Raw genomic sequence first — 19,681 nt, 5'->3', positions numbered from 1 at the left:
CGCTCGATTCCTTCCCCCGAGGAGCACAGCAATGCCCGATGCACAGCAACTCGCCCAGCAGATCCTCGACTCCGTCGGAGGCTCCGCGAACATCGCCGACGTCGAGAACTGCATGACCCGACTCCGGGTCGAGGTTTCGTCTCCCGCGTCGGTCGACCTGCCGGCGCTCCAGGCCACCGACGGCGTCATGGCCGCCATCGCGGCCGGCTCGAACCTGCAGATCGTGCTCGGCCCGGGTCTCGTCGACCGCGTGGCCGACGACCTGGAGGCCCTGCGCGCGGCCGCCCCGGCGGCTGCGGCTGGTGGGTCCTCACCTGAAGAACTTGCAGCTCGCGGCGCGTCGATCAAGGCCTCGGCGCGGGCTCGGTCCGACGGCCGCACCATGCGCGCGATCCGGAAGATCTCCGCGATCTTCATCCCGCTCATCCCCGCACTGATCGCCTGCGGACTCATCGCCGGGATCAACGGCATCCTGACGAACCTGGGGTGGGTGCCCGCGGTGACGCCCTTCCTCGGCGTGCTCTCGTCCGGCTTCCTGTCCCTCCTCGCCGTGTTCGTCGGGATGAACGCCGCGAAGGAGTTCGGCGGCACGCCCATCCTCGGCGGCGCGGTCGGCGGCATCATCGTCGCGGCCGGCGTCGCGAACGTCACCGTGTTCGGCGAGACCCTGGCTCCCGGGCAGGGCGGTGTGCTCGGGGCGTTGGCCGGCGGCATCCTCGCCGCCTACGTCGAGCGCTTCATGCGCAAGGTCACCCCCGACGTCATCGCGCTCATCGTCGTGCCGACCGTGACCGTGCTCGTCGCGGGGTCGGTAACGCTGGGGATCCTGATGTCCGTCGCCGGTGTCGTCTCCGTCGCGATCGGCACCGCTGCAACCTGGCTGCTCGCGAACGGTGGGGCCTTTGCCGGCTTCGTGCTCGGAGGCCTGTTCCTGCCGCTCGTCATGACCGGCATGCACCAGGGGCTCATCCCGATCCACACGACCCTGATCGACCAGACCGGGTGGACCGTATTGCTGCCCGTGTTGGCGATGGGTGGTGCCGGGCAGATCGGTGCGTGCATCGCGCTGTGGGTGCGGTTCCGCTCGAACGCCTCGCTGGTGCGGACGATCCGTGGTGCGCTTCCGGCTGGGTTCCTCGGCGTCGGCGAGCCTCTGATCTACGGCGTGACGCTCCCCCTCGGTCGGCCGTTCATCACCGCGTGCATCGGTGGGGCGTTCGGTGGCGGGGTCGTCGGGCTGTTCGACCAGCTCGGGCACTCCGTCGGAGCGATCGCCATCGGGGCATCGGACCTGTCGCTGATCCCTCTGTTGAACGGCTCGTCCGGCTACGGGTGGGCGCTGCTCGGGTACGGGTCGGGGCTCGTCGTGGCGTACGTCGTCGGGTTCGTGGCGACGCTGCTGTTCGGGGTGTCCGACTCGGTGCGGGCTGACCTCGAGGCGCAGGCGGCTGCTGCGCCCGGCGACCCCGTCGCTCCGGACGCCCCGCTCGACGTGCAGGTCACGCCGGCTGACTCCGTGGGAGCTGCACGCTGATGCGGTTGGGCGCGAGCGCGTACCTGGCGCATGGTCCGCTGGCTGGTCCGACGTTCGAGGCCGCCGCGGCCGCGGGTGCGACGCTCGCGTTCACCTCGTTGCACATCCCGGAGGACTCGCCCGCGGGTGCCCGGGCCGCTGCGACCGCGATCGTGTCGGCTGCTGCGTCCTCGGGGTTGTCCGTGGTCGCCGATGTCTCCCCCAGCACCGCGCGGTTGCTCGGTGATTCGCCGTGGGAGTTCCTGCTGTCGATCGGGGTGGCTCGGGCGCGGATCGACTTCGGGTTCTCGGTCCCTGAGATCCTCTCGATCAGTGCCGTCCTGCCGATCGCCCTCAACGCGAGCACGCTGCGGGCTGCCGACCTGGCGCCGTTCGCTGACCTGGACGTCGAGCTGATCCACAACTTCTACCCGCGGGAGTGGACCGGGCTGGCGTTGTCCTCGGTGGCGTCGTCCGTCGCTGTCGCCCGGTCCTCCGGCTGGCGCATCGGGGCGTTCATCGCCGGGGACTCCGTGCGGCGTGGGCCGCTCGGCGAAGGACTGCCCACCGTCGAGGAGCACCGGACCATGCCGCCATTGTTCCAGGCAGTCGCGCTCTACGACGCCGGCGTGGACGATGTGTACGTCGGGGATCCGGCGCTGACCGATCACTCGTGGTCGAGGTTGGGGTCGTTCGTCCGTGATGACCTCGTCGCCCTCGATGGCACGGCTGCGCCGGGTGTGCATCCGTTGGTCATCGAAGCGCTGGCGATCCCTGATCGGAACCGGCCCGATGCAGCCGAGGCGATGATCCGGCTCGAGCACTCACGGGAGCGGTTCGCAGGGCTGCCGTTACCCGAGGTCGGTGGGCAGCCGAGGCCTGCGGGCTCGGTCACCGTGCAGTTGGCGTCGGCGGGGAGGTACTGCGGCGAGGTTGCGATCACGCTTCGCGACCTGCCTGCGGACGATCGAGTTACTGTGCTCGCGACCACTCCAGTCCTTACGGCATGCTCAAACGGCAGGGAAGGCCCCGGCTCCCGAGCGGTTTCTATCTCCATTCGGAGTAGCGTTCGGACCTGAACCCAAAGGCCGAGCAGCGGAAGCAGGGGCCAAGCGGCGAAATCCCCGTCCTGGCGGGGAAAGTGAACGCGGTTGCTCTCGCCTTCGCCCGCCTTGAAACCGGTGGTCCGTTACTGCTCGGTCACCGCAGCACCGACGGCGAACCAAATCCAGGCCCGGCTGAGCAATGGACGCGGTGAAGCTCGATCACGGCCACGGTTAGGCCGACGTCATCTTCGGATCTAGCCTCGCGCGATCTGACGTCGCGGAATCCCAAGCGCGGAACTTCGACGAGCTCGCGACTATCTGCGAGTAGGCCAGCACGAACGGCCACGAGATGTCGGGCTACGGCAGCCCGAGCCAGGCATTCGGCACTTGCGACACCCTAGGGCGCCCTCTCCTTACGCGCTGACGTCATCGACTCCTGACAGCGCATCTTCGAGGGCTTGCGGACTCGCGATCCCAGCCAGACGTGCAGAGCGCCCTGGTCGCCGTGCGACTTCGCCCTGGAGTACGACAGTCGTCCCTTGGCTCATCCAGAGATGGATCTGATCCAGCCGCTCGCGCCGGACCACGGCCTCGACGCGTCCATGCCGCGAGCTTGTCCCGGACGGGGACTGGACAGCGATTTCTCCAAAAGGGTCACCAGGACTGTGTTCGATGCGGATGATTGGACCGGTGATGACGCGCACTGCGTCGCTCCTCGACGTCGACAGCAACTGCACTGCGCGAGAGATCAGGTGGCGGGCATCGGCGTCAGCCGGGATGCTGATCCGGCTCGGCGGGTCGGCCGAAATGCCCTCAACTGGCGCCCAGGTGAATCCGGTCTCGAGCCATCCGACGTCGGGCTCCGACACAGCACGACTGAGGTTGGTGAACATTTCCTTCGTACCGCCGGCGATGATCACGGGTGTGAGGTCTCGCATGCGCGGATCGGTGGCGGGCTGCACGACATGCTTGTCAAACGCTGCCATCGCCTGCGCGAGAGTGCGCGTGACACGACGCTCCGCAGACTCTGAAGGCGCGGACGAGAACACTTCATCATCAAGCTGTGTTTCGGGTTCAGGCTCCGGCGGATTGACTTTGAGCGCCACCGGAAAGACGAACGATCCCTCCTCGGTGTGGGCGAGCCGAGCCTCCCGAACGATCTGGTCGGCGAGCTTGGAGTAGTTGCTGCCAATCGACTGGCGTGGACGACGAGCTGCTGTCGCCGCTGCACGTATCATGCCGAAAGCTGAGCTGATCACGGTGGCGCCGGTTTCTAGCGGAACGGTGTGGCGACCGTCGATACGAAACCGCGTGACGTCGAATCGCACCATCTCGAGAGCCCGCTCTAACTGCGGTCGCTGCTCTTCGTGAGCTGCGGCGACGCGCTCAAGCAAATCGGTCCAAAGGAAAGTGCCGAGCCTAACTTCGTGCGGGACGTACATCTCGGCTCGATACGCGACGCGCTGTGCCGCGTCGGGGTGATCGTGCGCGACGTAGTCCGACGGCAACTGGTTGGCTCCAAAGGCCCAAAGATCCGATCCACTCGGATTCTCCTCGATCTTCGACCATCCGCGGGACCGCAGCAACGCGACGAGGTCTTCGGCGACGTTCGCGTTCATGTCGCACCTCCCCGTCCGCTCTTATGGAATGCGTAGACCTCGTCCCGCCAGTCATAAAGCGTTTCCGCCTTGAGCTGATCCGCACGCGTGAACTTCATCGCCGTGGCGTGGACAGCCGGATCGAACCGTTTTCCGAAGGCCACAGTCCGATGCACCGTCGATGCTGTCCTGCCATCGATCCAATCACTGACCACCGACGGCACCTTCACGAGCACCACGAAGACCGGCACCAGACTGTCGGTCCACTTCTCGACCCAGGCAGGATCGAGGTGCAGGCTCGCAACGCCCAGCCCCACTTTGAACTTGCTCGTGCACTTAATCTGAACCTCGGCGCTCGCCCGCCCGAACTTCAAGGTGACGTCGACGGCGTCAATATCCTCATCAGGGGACGCTTCCTGAAGCGCAACACCCGCGTGGGCGGCGAGCGAACGTAGATACGCCACTCCGTAGCGACCTTTGCGTCCGTTGTCCGTGAAATGACTGCCTGCCGGGATCGCAAGACGCGACGACACCGAAGGGCTCTTCGGAGTCCGTGCGCCTGTCCTGACGGTCGCCATCAGGACCAGCATAGCGAGGAGTTGTCATACCTTGCTTGACATGGAGCAGTTCCGTTCCGGCAGGAACCACGTCGCGTGCAGGCTCTTGCTCGAACGCGGCCTGAGCGACGACTGCCATCTCAGCCCCCGGGTGCCTGCGGAGCAGCAAGCGGGCCCGGCCGTCTACGCAGCGACCTCGACAGCGGCCGCCTCGTCCGCCGTCACGACCCCGCGAGGATCAGTAGACCAGTATAAGAAGCTAGTGAACGGCCAGCTTTTACAGGGGGCCAGACCACGTCGGTACGTTAGTCCCGAGAGCGTCCGGCCACGTGTTCTGCGGGGAGGCAGGGCAGTATTCGATCTGAACTGACGTAAAGCGGCATCTCTGGCAGGCACGACGACTCTGGACTACGACAGGATCGTGATCCGGCCCGACGATGGTTGCGTCACATCCCAGCCGACCATCGTGCAGTTCTGCCTCGCGACCGGACGAACAGCGACAAGAACGCGGGGGGCCGACGTTGCCCTAGCGCAGATGAGGTCGGTAGGTCGATAGATCCACTTGGCTCGGCTCCAACGAACTGGTGGGGTGGGTGTGCGTCGCACCGATCCATTGAGAACGATCTCGGCCCCACACCTCGTCCTCCAGTTTGAAGGCACAGAGCGTGTCTCGATAAAACCCGATGGCGGTCGCCCGGGGCATCGGCGTGCCCCACGAGAACGGGCAATTCGTCCGTCAGAACTGCCACTGCCTCGTGCCATGATGAGAGTTCGGCCACGGGCTGCCGTTCCGCTAGCGTGATGAAGCGTGCACTGCTCCCTGGCAGTCGCACCGGGGTGAGAGGTACCACGACGTGTCCCAGAGTGAAGCCGTGCCGGTGAGCGAGAGTCACCCCTTCCCGAACGTGGCTCCTGGTAGCGTCGTCGTGGTTCGCGACGCAGAGTGGCTAGTCCTTTCGACAGAGGCCACAGCGTCCGGGCTCCTCATCACCGTGCAGGGCCTGTCCGAACTCGTTCGGGACACCACGGCGACGTTCTACAGCGACATCGACGACATTGGGGTCCTCGACCCTGCAGCAGCGCGAGTCGTCGGCGATGACTCCTCTGGCTATCGAAGAGCGAAACTCTGGCTCGAGGCGACGGTCCGCAAGACGCCGGTCCCGTTGCACGACACGGCCCTGGGCGTCTCGACACAGATGCTCGCGGACCCGCTCGAGTACCAGCGCGAGGCCGTCCGCAAGGCGCTCGACCCCGCCAACCTGCGTCCGCGCATCCTCATTGCGGACGCCGTCGGCTTGGGCAAAACCATCGAGATCGGGATGATCCTCGCTGAGCTGATCCGTCGCGGTCGTGGTGAGCGTATCCTCGTTGTCACCCCGAAGCACGTCCTCGAGCAGATGCAGCAGGAGATGTGGACGAAGTTCGCGCTGCCGTTCGTCCGCCTCGACTCGGTCGGCATCCAGCGCGTGCGTCAGAAACTCCCGGCCACCCGCAATCCGTTCAGCTTCTACAAGCGAGCGATCATCTCCGTCGACACGCTCAAGCAGGACCGGTATCGCAGCCACCTCGCGAAGCAGCGATGGGACGCGGTGGTCATCGACGAATCTCACAACGTGATGAACAACGCAACGCTGAACGGTCAGCTCGCTCGGATCCTCGCACCGAACACCGAGGCGCTCATCCTCGCCTCGGCGACGCCCCACAACGGCAAGAGAGAGTCGTTCGCTGAGCTCATTAGGATGCTTGAGCCCACCGCGGTGACGCCGGATGGCGAGATCATCAAGTCCGAGCTCGATCGACTCGTGATCCGCCGCCACCGGCATAGCGCGACGGTCGCGAAAGAGGTGGGCTCGGACTGGGCCGAACGCCAGGCTCCGAACAATGTCCTCGTGGCCGCGTCTCCCGCGGAGAACGCGATCGCAGACGAGCTGGCCGACGTCTGGCTGCACCCTCGACCCGGTGTGTCCGATCCGCATTCCGGGGAGAAGTCTTCCCTCTTCGCGTGGACGCTCGCGAAGGCCTTCCTGTCGTCCCCAAAGGCGCTCGAAGAGTCGCTCACCGAGCGCTTGAAGCGAGTCCATCGTGGTGAGCCGTCGCCGGCCCGTGAACGCGAGATCGAAGCGCTCGAACGTCTGCACGCACTCACCGTGACCGCCCTCGATGCCAGGTCGGCGAAGTACGAGGCGCTCCTTGCTCACGCTCGTGAGATCGGAATCGGCCCGTCGTCGGACGAACGTCTCGTCGTGTTCTCAGAACGCGTGGTCACCCTTCACTGGCTCCGCACGAAGCTGCGCCACGACCTCAGGCTGCGGGAGAACCAGATCGCAGTCATGCACGGCGGGCTCACGGACGAGGAGCAGCAGCGACTCGTCGACTCCTTCAAGCAGTCATCCTCGCCCATCCGCGTCCTCGTTACCGGCGATGTGGCAAGCGAAGGCGTCAACCTGCACTCGCAGTGTCACGAGCTGGTGCACTTCGACATCCCCTGGAGCCTGATCCGGATCGAGCAGCGCAACGGACGCATCGACCGCTACGGGCAGAAGCACGCGCCGCGCATCACGACGCTCCTGCTCGACCCGAGTAACGACCGCTTCGCCGGGGACGTGAAGGTGTTGAAGAACCTTCTCGAACGCGAGAACGAAGCGCATGGCGCACTCGGGGACGTGGCCTCACTGATGGGCAAGTACAGCGCGAGCGCCGAAGAAGACGCCATCCGCGACGTCCTTCGCGGCAAAGCGACGCTCGACGACACGGTCCGGACCGCGGAGGCCTTGCTGCACGACGACTCGAACAGCCTTGAGGCGCTGTTCGCGCAGATGGACGCCACACCAGCATCGAACGCCACGACCAAAGCGACAACGTTCATCCCGGGAGCCCTGAGCGCGAGCACGTCCGGCACGGGACTCTTCCCCGACCTCGTGACGTTCCTCGACACCGCGCTCGACGAGCGCTCCGAGGTCCCGACGGACCCACCGGAGCGCGGCGGGTTCTTGTGGAAGCGGAGCACCGGCATCGCGCAGCTTGTCCCCCCAAAGGACCTTAAGCAGCGCCTCGACGTCCTCCCTCAATCCTACCTGCGCGAACGGAAGGTGACGGAGAACCTGGTGCTCGCGACCACCCCCCCACAGGCCAAGCAAAGTGCCGACGACGCCATCAATAACAAGGCGCAGAGTTCCACGTGGCCCGAGGCGCACTACCTCGGTCCACTGCACCCGGTGCTCGAGTGGGCGAGTGACCACGCGCTGTCGCGCCTCGGACGCAACACGGTGTTCGCGGTTCGTGGAGACGTCGAGAGCCCGATGGTCCTCGTCCATGCAACGCTGACGAATCGGCGCGGCCAGGTCGTCGCGAGTTCGTACTGCACAGTGGAGTTCCCCACACCGTCGCTCCATGCCGTGCAGTCCCACGCCGATGCTCGCGCGGCCCTGACGGCAATGGGATTCTCAGCATCGGTGACGACCAACCCCGGCAGGGTGGCGACGCGGGACCTGCAGCGCCTGATCCCGCTCGCGGTGGACGCGACGCGGGCCACGGCGGAGCAGTTGCTTGCGGCGTCGGGCGCGGACATCCAGCGCCGCATCGAGACGTGGGCTGAACGCGCCACGGAGTGGCAGACGAGCGCCTCTGGGCAGACGCAACTCCCGGGTCTGACGCGTCACCGGATCACAGTCGAGAAGGAGCTGCAGATGGCCGAGGAGATGTCGCCGAACCAGCATTTCGTCCGGCCGCTCCTGGTCGTCCTGCCGGTGGACGAACCGGTGGGCACCGCCCCACTGAACGAGAACGAGGTCTGACCCGTGGCGAACCTGACATCCGAAGCGATCATCGTCGGCGAGGACTGGATCAGCGAGCATTACCTGACGACCGACGCGCCCTCGCAGTCCTTCCAGGCACGCGTGCGAGCACGCCGGTCTGAGTGGGACGAGACCGATGCGGACCACGACGAGTCCACCCGCGCTCGTTTCAGCGCCCACCGTTCAGAGCTCCTGTCCAGTCTCACGACGATCAGCCCGGATACCGACGATGACGGCTCGGTGAGCGAAGCCGGACTGGAGGCGGTGCGCACTTTCCTGACGCGCCTCAGGTCCGTCCTCGGGTACGCGGACGGCGCCTACGACATCCGTCACGCGGGCCCGCTGCGGTTCGTCGCGCTCCACGGCGTCTCTGGCGGCGCACCGCTCGTGCTTCTCGACGCCAAACCGTTCTCACAGCTCGAGAGCCTGATGGAGAAGAACGCCGAGACGCTTCTCGAACCGTGGTCCCTCGACGACGAGGCCACGGGCGAGACCTCCGTGGTGCGGGCTCTCTCGACCGTGTTCGCGAGCGAGGCGCCGCCAACGTTCGCGCTCGTCATGGCCGGGCGCTGGATGCTCGTCGCTGAGCGGGAGCGGTGGTTCGAGGGCCGTTACCTCGCTATCGACCTGCAGCTCGTCTGCGAACGGAACGACACCAAGCGCGGCGGTGAGATTGACCGCATGCTGACGAGCGTGGAGGCTGCATCGCTCGCGCCTGACCCCGACGGTGAGATCTGGTGGTCAGCGACACTCGATGATGCCGTCAAGCACACCGTGGGCGTCTCAGAGGACCTGCGGGAGGGCGTCCGCGAGTCCATCGAGATTATCGCGAACGACGTGGTCACACGCAGGGCCGCCGTCGGGCTGCCGCAGCTCCCGCCGTCCGAGGCGCAGCCCCTGGCAAAGCAGTCGCTCCGCTACCTCTATCGGATCCTCTTCCTGCTGTACGCCGAGGCATCCCCCCAACTCGAGATCCTGCCGGTCGGCTCCCCGCAGTACGAGAACGGCTACAGCCTCGATCGTCTGCGTGAACTCACGCTGGTGGAACTGGCCTCGCCCGTGGCGCAGACTGGCACGCACTTCTACGAGTCGCTCGCGGTACTGTTCCGCATGGTGCACCACGGCCACCGTCCGGAACGGCACACGCGTGACGGACTGCAAGAGGGCCTCCCGTTCGAGAGCATCCGGGCGGATCTGTTCGAACCGGCGGCGGTGGCGCACATCGATGCGGTGCAGCTCAGTGACGATGCGATGCAGCAAGTCCTTGCGCGGTTGCTGCTCAGCCGGGAGAGCCGCAGCCGAGACCGCGGCTTCATCAGCTACGCCGACCTTGGGATCAACCAGCTCGGCGCAGTGTACGAAGGTTTGATGTCCTACACCGGCTTCTTCGCCGAGGAGGACCTGTTTGAGGTTGCGCCCGACAGCAACCCCGCGAAGGGTTCTTGGGTATTGCCGGTCACGCAGGACAGCGACATCGAGGAACGGCACTTCCTGATGCGCACCGATGCCATCACAGGCGAGCCCAAGCGTGTCCGACACGAGAAGGGATCGTTCGTCTACCGGCTCGCGGGCCGCGAGCGACAGCAGTCCGCGTCGTACTACACGCCAGAGGCCCTCACCCAGTTCACGGTGAGCCAGGCGCTCGAGGAACTCCTCGACCAGGACGGTTCAACAACGTCGGCGGAGGAGATCCTCACGCTGACCGTGTGCGAGCCCGCGTTGGGCTCCGGAGCGTTCGCTATCGAAGCCGTCCGGCAGCTGGCGGATCAGTACCTCACCCGCAAGCAAAGCGAGCTCGACCAGCGGATCGATCCGGACGAGTACCCGGCCGAGCTGCAGCGCGTCAAGGCGTCGATCGCTCTGCACCAGGTCTACGGCGTCGACCTCAACGCCACGGCCGTGGAGTTCGCCGAGATCACTCTGTGGCTCGACACCATGTCGGAGGGGCTGCAGGCGCCGTGGTTCGGTCTACACCTGCGTCGCGGCAACTCGCTCATCGGCGCGCGTCGCGCTGTGTACGACCGCGCGGCCATCGCATCGAAAGCCTGGCTCAAGACAGTTCCCCGAGATGCTCCGCTGTTCACAGGGGTGTCCGAGACTGACGCCCCCCGTGCCGGCGTCGATGGCACGGTGCACCACTTCCTGCTCCCTGCGGAAGGCTGGGGCAGCGCGGTCGATGCGAAGGAGGCGAAGGAGCTCGCTACCGAAGCACTCGCAGCACTGAAGGGATGGCGACGCCAGGTCCTCGCTAAGCCGACCAAGCAGCAGACAGACACGCTCGTCGCTCTCGGGTATCGCGTCGAGCGTCTCTGGGACATTGCGCGTCGTCGACTCGAGATCGCTGAGCACGAGATCCGCCGCGACATCCCCCTCTGGGGCAGCGACAGCAAGCCAGACGCGGGCGGGGCGATCTCGCGCGAGGAGATCGAGCACAAGCTCAGTGACCCGAACGGCGCGTACCAACGCCTCCACAGAGCGATGGATGCGTGGTGCGCGATGTGGTTCTGGCCGCTCACGGACACGTTGACCGAAGGCGCGACGCCGCCGACCCTCGACGAGTGGATCGCGACGCTCCGCCAGCTGCTTGGGGAGCACACGACAGCTCGACCGGCTGCGGCTCGCCACGGCCAGGTCACGCTAGGTGCGCGGCAGACCGGCTGGGAGGCGCTCAATGACGAGGAAGCAGACGATCTCGCGTTCGCGAGCGTAACCGATCTCGACGTCCTCCTCGTCGAGCGCCCTTGGTTGGGCGCTGCGGAGCGGATCACGCAACAGCAAGGCTTCTTCCACTGGGAACTCGACTTCGCCCCGGTGTTCGCCCGGGGTGGATTCGACCTGCAGGTCGGTAACCCCCCGTGGGTGCGCCCCGATTGGGACGAAGCCGCGTCGCTCGGGGAGCATGACCCCTGGTGGACGCTGACCGCCAAGCCCCCCGCTGCCGAAGTGATTCGACGACGTCAGCTCGCGCTGACACACCCGCTGGTCCGTCGTGCTTACCTCGACGATCTGAGTTCCGTCGTCGCGACACGCTCCTCCGTTGGAGACACCATCAACTACCCGTTGCTTGCCGGGCTTCGACCGGACCTCTATCGGTGCTTCATGGAGCAGACCTGGCGACACGCTAGTCAGCGCGGTGCAACCGGGCTAATTCATCCGGAGACGCATTTTACGGACGAGAAGGCGCGTGAACTCCGCAGGTCCACTTATGCGCGGCTCCGTCAGCACTGGCATTTTATCAATGAGAAGATGCTATTCGAAATCGACGACAAGGCGTCATTCGGCGTCCATATATATGGCAGCATCCTCGCGGATACGCAGTTCGAAATGGCAACCTACCTATACCACCCGGATGTTGCTCGCCGATCGCGCGTCATTCGATCCTCTGCGGAAGAGCCGGGCCTGAAGGATCCGGATGGGAATTGGGACATTCGTCCCCATCAAGGCCGAATCCTCCGTGTCGACGACTCAGTACTACGCACCTGGCATGCGATCCTCGAAGATAGCGATGTGCCGGTTCGACAAACACGGATGGTGTATGCAGTGAACAAGGCGACCGCCGTGGTCCTCGAAAAGATTGCTGGCGCTCCGCGACTCGATTCACTCGGATTGGAATTCTCGCAGGGGTGGAACGAGACCACCGACTTCAAGCGGGGCATGTTTGACAAGCGGTGGGGCCAGGTGGGCTCCTGGGACGACGCGATCCTCCAAGGGCCGCACATCTTCGTCGGCAATCCGTTCTACAAATCGCCGAACAGCACGATGTTGCACAACCAAGACTGGTCCTCGATCGACCTCGAGACACTCGCGCCCGATGCCCTCCCGGTGACCGCCTACAAGCCAGCCGCCGAGCAGTCCCTCTACGATGCGGCCTACACACATTGGGGCGCTGACCACCGTCCAGCCCGGAACAGCTACCGCGTCGCGTGGCGGAACATGGCAGCCAATAAGAACGAGCGCACGTTGATCAGTTCCATCATTCCTCCAGGCCCGGCACACGTAAACGCCGTCATGAGTGCGTCCGCCTCATCAGAATCAATTGGCCTGATCGCCGCAGTCATGTCGTCGTTAGTTTCGGACTTTCTGGTACGTGCCGTTGGTCCGTCGACGGTAAATCGTAGCGTCGTCAGAAGGTTGCCAATTCCTGAGAGCGCTTCGCTGATCGCAGACGCAATGGCTTGGCGCGGGTTGACCCTCAATTGCGTCACGAGCGCTTGGGCGCCGCTTTGGCAGAATTCCTACTCACAACAACCTTCGAACGATCTCTCAAATTGGGCGGGTGGGCATGAGTATGCGGAGCGCCGGACCCTTGGCGACCGAGAACACGATTGGTCGGATACGACGCCGCTTCGACGAGCATCAGATCGCCGGCAGGCGCACATCGAGATCGACGCGCTTTTCGCTCTGTCTCTCGGCTTGACGGCGGATGAACTCTGCACCATCTACCGCACCCAGTTCGCGGTCCTCTACGGCTACGACCACAACGTCTACTTCTACGACTCGAACGGCCGCCTCGTCCCGAATGAAGTGCTCAAGGTCTGGCGGCAGAAGCAGGAGGGGATGAGTGCTGAGGAACGCACGGCCACGAACGCTTCGGGCAACACGTACACGTACGAGCTCCCGTTCCGGACGCTGGACCGCGAGGCCGACATGCGGCAGGCGTACGCGCACTTCGAGAAGCTCCTGGAGGAGCAGTCATGAGTGAGCTCATGCCCACGCTGCAGGCCGACGACATCCGGAAGGGGCTCCTCGACTACCTGACCACGACGTTCGCGCTCGCGGACCCCGAGACCAAGCAGTCACTCTCGCGGTTCCTCGAGGATCCTGAGATGGGCATCTTCCGCGGCCCGTACGTGCGGCTCCGTTTGCCGTTCGAGCCAGCCGCCACAGGTTGGGAGAACTCGCTGGAATGGCAACCGCCACGGCGGCCGTACGGACACCAGGCGGCCGCGTACGAACGGCTCAGCTCACTCTCCCGCCCTGGTCACAGGGAACCACAGCCGACGCTCGTGACAACCGGCACCGGATCGGGCAAGACGGAGGCGTTCCTCCATCCGATCGTCGATCACGTGCTCCGCGCCAAGCGGGATGGTGTGCAGGGCGTCAAGGCACTGATCCTCTACCCGATGAACGCGCTCGCAAACGACCAGGCTCGTCGAATCGCGGAGCTCATCACGACCGATACGGCGCTCGGCGGCATCCGTGCCGCGCTCTACACCGGCCAGACCGGGCCGACACAGCGGACCGTGACGGCTGGCAACCTCATCACCGAGCGCGACGAGATCCGGTCGCTCGCACCGGACATCCTGCTCACCAACTACAAGATGCTCGACCAGCTCCTCCTGCGTCCGGGCGACCGGGCGCTGTGGGACCAGAGTGCGCTGAGCCTTCGGTACCTCGTCCTCGACGAGTTCCACATCTACGACGGGGCACAGGGCACCGACGTCGCGATGCTGCTCCGGCGGCTCGGTCTCGCGCTCAAGTCCAGGTGGCCGTCCGATGCCGACGTCCCAGACGTCGCGCGGGATAGGCCCCTCGGTCTGCTCACACCCGTAGCGACGTCTGCGACGCTCGGTGACGGCGGTGATCCCACCGCGATGGTCAACTTCGCGAACACCGTGTTCGGTGGCGGGTTCGATGCGGACAGTGTCGTGACGGAGACCCGGCAAACGGTCGAGGACTGGGTCGACCAGTCCGAGGAACTTCTCGCCGAGATCGACCTCATCGCGGCGGAGGTGACTGACTTCCGAGTGCACGGGCTGCTCGAGCTCATCGATGCAGACGCCAAGACGGGGCCTCGGGATGCAGACCGGCTCACGGAGCGCGTCGTCGACTGGCTGTACGCCACACAGGACGAACAGTACGCCGAGGATGACGGCCAACGAGCGCGTGACCGTCTCCACCTGGCGCTCGACTCTGCACCGAATCGAGCAGATCGATTCGCCCTGCTCCTCCATCTCCTGCAGGCGCACCCGTTCGTGCAAGAGCTGGTCCGACGAGCAGCCGCCTCGGTTCCGCTCTCCGCGCTCAGCGCGGAGGTGTTCCCGAACGAGCTCGCCGCGTCACAGACGGCAACGGATCGTGACTCCGACCGGTCTCGTACGCTCATCGCCGTCTTCGGTGCGCTGAGCCATGTGCGGAAAGAGGCCGGACGCGAAGCGGTCTCTGTCGACCTCCACCTCTGGATCCGAGCGTTGTCGCGCGTTGATCGCTTCGCACAGGCGTCGCCTGCGTTCGCATGGACCGACGACGGCGATGTGCCGTCGGCCGAGCAACTTGACGTCGCTCAAGCACCCGATTCACACGCCTTCCCAGCCGTGTTTTGCCGCCACTGTGGCCGGAGCGGATGGGGTGTGGAGCTTGGACCGATCGGCTTCTCTCTGTCGACCGATGACGACTCGATCCGGCGCAACCACGCCGCGCGGTCGAAGAAGAGTCGCTTCCGTGCCTTGATCCACGCTCCGCGAGAAGGTGAAATGGCGCTCGAGGGGACGGGTGAGAGCGCCGAGCAGCTGCGGTGGCTCCACGTCGAGAACCGCGAGCTCCGCATCGAGCTCCCGTCGGCTGCCGAGCGTGATGCGAACACCATCGTCCCCATACTCACGCTGACCGACACGGATGCCGATGAAGAGTCGGGGCGGGACACCTGCCCGAACTGTGGCAAGCGTGAGGGCATCCGCTTCCTCGGATCAGCGATCGCAACGCAGCTCTCGGTGGTCGTAACGACGCTCTTCGGCGACCGAGACCTCGACCAAGGCGAGAAGAAAGCGCTCGTCTTCACCGACAGTGTGCAGGACGCAGCGCACCGGGCGGGATTCATCCAGAGCCGCGCGCACGTGTTCAACCTGCGGAACGCGGTCCGGTCGGTCGTCGACGCTCCGATGAGCCTGGACGACGTCGCCGACGCCATGATCCAGGCAGCGACGACCCCGGCCGAGCGGTACCGACTGCTCCCGCCGGACCTCGTGGATCGCGCCGGGTTCGGCGCGTTCTGGGACCCACGCAGGAAGCCCTCCCCTGCCGTCAAGAACCGGGTCAAGGAGCGGGTCCGCTTCGACCTTGCGCTCGAGTTCGGCCTCCAGTCAAGGGTGGGTCGGACGCTGGAGGAGACGGGCAGCCTAGTTGCCTCCGTCGACGCGGGCACCGCCTCCAGGTTGGAAGCGATCGGTCGCGCAGCGATCGACGGGATCGAGACTGCAGATCGACTCGATGACGACTCCGACGGCACGATCACGTCCGATGCGCTGGTGCGATGGGTCCGGGGCACGCTTGAAAGGCTGCGGGAGCGCGGCGCCATCGAGCACGACTGGCTTCGTCGGTACATCGAGGAGAACGGCGAGCGGTGGTGGGTCTGGGGCGGTCGGCCCGCCAGGCGGCAGGGCATGCCGGCCTTCCCGAATGGCCGTGAGGCACCCGCGTTTGCGCGGTTCGGCCCGAGGACACAGGGTGGGCGGGAGTCAAACCTCGACCAAGCGTCCTCCTCGCAGAGCTGGTACGCCCGGTGGACCCGGAAGAACCTCGATGTGACCGCCGCGGTCAGCGCCAATTTGGTTCAACGGCTCTTCGAACGACTCGATCACGAAGAGATCATCGTCAGCTGGCCGATAAAGGGAAGCGAGGCCCGCGCATATGGTCTTCGCCCGAGCTCGGTGATCGTCGCGCCCGCGGACGACGCCGCGCTGATTAGCGGCGACCTGATCATGGTCTGCGACACGTGCGAGACCACCACCCCGGTCGCGACAGCGGTGGCGTCGCAGCTCGTCGGCGGACCGTGCACCGCCGACCGATGCCGTGGGCACCTCCTTCCCTCAGAGGGAGACGCAGACAACTACTACAGGCGACAGTACGACACCGGCATGATGCGTCGCGTGGTCGCTCGCGAGCACACGGGTCTGCTCGACGACAAGACCCGCCTGGAGTACGAGAACGCGTTCAAGGCGTCAGACACCAGGCCCGACGCGCCGAACGTCCTCGTCGCGACGCCCACGCTCGAGATGGGTATCGACATCGGCGACCTGTCGACGGTGTTCCTCGCGGGCCTCCCCCGCTCCGTCTCCTCGTACCTGCAGCGCGTGGGGCGTGCGGGACGCCTCACCGGTAACGCACTGATAACCGCGTTCGTGCTCGGCCGCGGGGCACAGCTTCCGAAGATCGGGGACCCGCTCTCGGTGATCAACGGTTCGGTCCGCCCGCCGGCCACGTACCTGAACGCGGTGGAGATCATCCGGCGCCAGTACACGGCGTTCGTCGTCGACCAGCTCGCTACGGCGGACGACCTTGGGCTGTTGAAGGACGCGATGAGCGTCCTGCGCAAGACCGAGGGGACGTCGTTCATCGCGAAGGTCATCGCGACGGCGGAATCGCGGTCCGAGGAGCTCCTCGACGCGTTCCTCGGCTCGATGGAAGGGGTGAGCGACGGGTCCAAGGCAGCGCTCCGCGACTGGGCGACCATGGTCGTCGACGTCGCAGGCTCGAGCGGGCTTGCGCAGACGATGGTGCGGGCCAGCGCGGACTGGAACCACGACGCAGAGACCCTGCGACTCCGCATGAAGCAGATCGAGGAATCGCTACCGGAACTCGAGCAGCAGGCGGCGGTGTCTAAGGAGGACAGTGCCGTCACCGCGCTTCGCTCCGCGCGTGCGTCGCTTCGGCTCGTGCGGAAACAGCTCCAGGAACTGCGCGGTGAGTTCTGGATTGCCGCACTCGAACGGTTCGGTGTGCTCCCCAACTACACGCTCCTCGACGACCGTGTGCAGCTCAACGTCGGCCTGAGCTGGGTCGACCCCGAGAGCGGGGAGTTCGAGACCGACGACCGGACCTACGAGCGCGGACGCAGCATTGCGATCAGCGAACTCGCGCCGGGTAGCCGCTTCTACGCACAAGGACTCGAGATCGACATCGATGCCGTCGACCTCGGGCAGGATGGCGAACGGATCCACACGACGGTGTTCTGCCCGGCCTGCGGATTTGCGGCCGACATCGACGTCGAGCACCCCGCGCCGTCGGTCTGCCCCCGCTGCGGAACGACCGCCATCGCGGACACGAACCAGCGGTACTCCACCGTCGAGATGGAGCAGGTCTCGGCGGAGGTCCGGCGAGACGAGTCGACCATCAACGATGCCGACGACGACCGCACGCGAACGCCGTTCACCGTCCAGCTCGCAGCGGACATCGACCCGGCCAGCATCCTCCACCCCTGGTTCGTCGACGAAGTCGGGCTGGGGGTCAAATACTCCCGGTCGATGACGATCCGCTGGCTCAACCTCGGCAAGGCCAGCTCCGGCGGGAACCGTGTCATCGCCGGATCTGATTATGCCGCGCCGCTCTTCCGCCTGTGCCGTGCGTGCGGAAAACTCGACCGTGATGGGGGGAAGAACGCGGCGAACGAGCATCGCGCTTGGTGCCCGCACCGCAATTCTGTCGAAGAACACGCCGAGTCGATCGTGCTGACCCGGACGCTCCGGACCCAGGCCATCCTGCTGCGTGTCCCGACGTCCATGACGATCGGCGACAGCCTCAGTCTGCCGAGCCTGTCCGCGGCGATCCAGCTCGGTCTCCGCGAGGTCATCGGAGGGGATCCGGACCACCTGCACATCGCGACGTGCGTCGAGCCGCTACTCGGGCACGAAGTGAACAACGAGGCGCTCCTCATCCACGACACTGTTCCCGGCGGCACCGGGTACCTCGCCGACCTGGCGGAACCGGCTCGTATCCGTGAAGTACTCGAACGCGCTCGCACGGCCCTCCAGGCCTGCCGATGCGCGACGGACGACCGCCGCTCCGCGTGCGATCAGTGTCTGCTTCCGTATGCGCCCGGCGGCAACGCCGACGCCGTCTCGCGCGCCAGTGCCCTGCGCAACCTCGAGAAGCTCCTACAGGTCCAGAACGGCGAGCCGCAGGACTGGGTCGTCGACTCGGTCGACAACCCGATCGAAGACCCCGAGTCACACCTAGAACAGTGGTTTCGGAAGGTGTTCAAGGAGCGGGTCATCACGCTGGGTGCCTCGATCAAGGAGACTGACACCGCATGGGGTTCTAAGGTGCAGGTCACGCTGCCGAACCAGCACCGGACGTGGACGCTCCGTCCGCAGCCCCTGATCGGCGGTACCCGGCCTGACTTCGTCCTCGAGACGACCGGTTCCCCGATCCCGCCGATCGCGATCTACGCCGACGGGTACGCCTACCACGCGTCGCCAGCGCACAACCGTCTGGCGGACGACGCTGCGAAGCGGCGCGGTCTGCGCGAGCTCGGTTACAACGTCCTGTCGATCACGTGGCAGGACATGCAGCGAGCCGCCGATGGTGTCGACGGACAGATGCCCGAGTGGTACGACGCTTCGCGAACAGGCGGTGTCGAGGCGGCGTACCTTCTCGCGCCAGCTGCCCTCGAGATGCTTCGACGCGACCCCATGCGGTTGCTGATGGGGTGGGTCGCCGACCCGGAGACGACCCAGGGACACTGGCGACGTGTCGCACATGCGCTTCCGATGTTGTCGTATGCGGCAAGCGCTCCGGCGCACTTCGACACGACGCCGTTCGCGCCGATTGCGTCGTCGTTCGCGGACCTCGCGGCGCGCGACGGCGGCCTGACCTGGACCTTTGCTCGGCCCGGTCTCACCCTGTTGTCGCGGAGTTCCGCCGGCGACGTGGCTCCTGTTCCGGCCTGGGCCGCAGCCATGATCGACGACTCGCCAGAACGCGCGGCCCAGCATGACTTCGTAGACGTTTGGGCGGAGTGGCTCCATCTCGGGAACCTGCTGGGTGCCGGCGATGTGCGAACCGCGCTCATCGGGACCACGTCGGAGTGCGAGGCGTTCGTGGTGGCCCCCGCGCCTGGTGCCGCCGTCGATGCCTCGACCACGGCGCACACTGTGCCCGCGGAATGGCAGGACGCGCTCGACCTCGCCGACGTGAGCGAACGCGAGCTACTCCTCCGTCTCGCGCTGGAAGCGGAGATCGACCGGGTTCCCGAGGTCGGCGTGGAGGTCGAGGACGGCATCCCGCTGTCGATCGGGTGGTCGTCGATGAAGCTCGCCGTGGACGTCGCGATGAGCGCCGTTGACCGGACCGATCTCGAGGCCGCGGGCTGGAACGTCCTGCCCGCTGCGTACGACAACATCCGCGAGGCGTTCCTCGCGCAATTCCCGCTCAATGACGGGCCCGAAGCATGAGGAGG

At 65.9% G+C, this 19,681-nt stretch carries 7 protein-coding genes; 5 read left to right on the top strand and 2 right to left on the bottom strand.

What is annotated here, in order from left to right; genetic code table 11:
* Nucleotides 1-31: 31 nt before the first annotated feature.
* Both DEJ14_RS07095 and DEJ14_RS07090 read left to right on the top strand, forming a co-directional pair.
* Entirely contained in the window at nt 32-1,534 is a 1,503-nt protein-coding gene (locus tag DEJ14_RS07095) for a PTS transporter subunit EIIC (RefSeq protein ID WP_111086759.1), read from the top strand.
* Complete coding sequence (locus DEJ14_RS07090; protein WP_111086758.1) at nt 1,534-2,592, top strand: MupG family TIM beta-alpha barrel fold protein; 1,059 nt, start codon at nt 1,534-1,536, stop codon at nt 2,590-2,592. The genes DEJ14_RS07095 and DEJ14_RS07090 overlap by 1 nt, the downstream gene beginning before the upstream one ends.
* 380 nt (nt 2,593-2,972) lie before the next feature.
* On the opposite strand, the gene DEJ14_RS07085 is transcribed toward DEJ14_RS07090, so the two are convergent.
* Together DEJ14_RS07085 and DEJ14_RS07080 are read right to left on the bottom strand one after the other, a co-directional pair.
* Entirely contained in the window at nt 2,973-4,178 is a 1,206-nt protein-coding gene (locus DEJ14_RS07085; protein ID WP_111086757.1) for a hypothetical protein, read from the bottom strand.
* Nucleotides 4,175-4,735, bottom strand: coding sequence for a DUF4365 domain-containing protein (locus DEJ14_RS07080; RefSeq protein WP_181437656.1), 561 nt, complete (start codon nt 4,733-4,735; stop codon nt 4,175-4,177). Before DEJ14_RS07080 ends, DEJ14_RS07085 begins: the two co-directional genes overlap by 4 nt.
* Nucleotides 4,736-5,586: 851 nt before the next feature.
* On the opposite strand from DEJ14_RS07080, the gene DEJ14_RS07075 reads away from it, so the two are divergent.
* From DEJ14_RS07075 to DEJ14_RS07065, 3 genes are read left to right on the top strand one after another with little or no spacing between them, the layout of a single operon-like run.
* The gene (locus DEJ14_RS07075; protein ID WP_220036471.1) at nt 5,587-8,508 is read left to right on the top strand and encodes a helicase-related protein; all 2,922 of its coding nucleotides are present in this window, start codon (nt 5,587-5,589) and stop codon (nt 8,506-8,508) included.
* Nucleotides 8,509-8,511: 3 nt separating this feature from the next.
* Complete coding sequence (locus DEJ14_RS07070) at nt 8,512-13,206, top strand: Eco57I restriction-modification methylase domain-containing protein (RefSeq protein WP_258373385.1); 4,695 nt, start codon at nt 8,512-8,514, stop codon at nt 13,204-13,206.
* A complete protein-coding gene (locus DEJ14_RS07065) occupies nt 13,203-19,676 on the top strand; it encodes a DEAD/DEAH box helicase (protein ID WP_111086754.1) in 6,474 nt (2,157 codons plus the stop codon). The genes DEJ14_RS07070 and DEJ14_RS07065 overlap by 4 nt, the downstream gene beginning before the upstream one ends.
* The last annotated feature ends 5 nt before the right edge of the window (nt 19,677-19,681 follow it).

The organism is Curtobacterium sp. MCJR17_020 (assembly GCF_003234365.2).
Classification (GTDB): Bacteria; Actinomycetota; Actinomycetes; order Actinomycetales; family Microbacteriaceae; genus Curtobacterium.
Note: the sequence above shows the minus strand (reverse complement) of the source record. Positions and strands in the feature narration are given on the sequence as shown.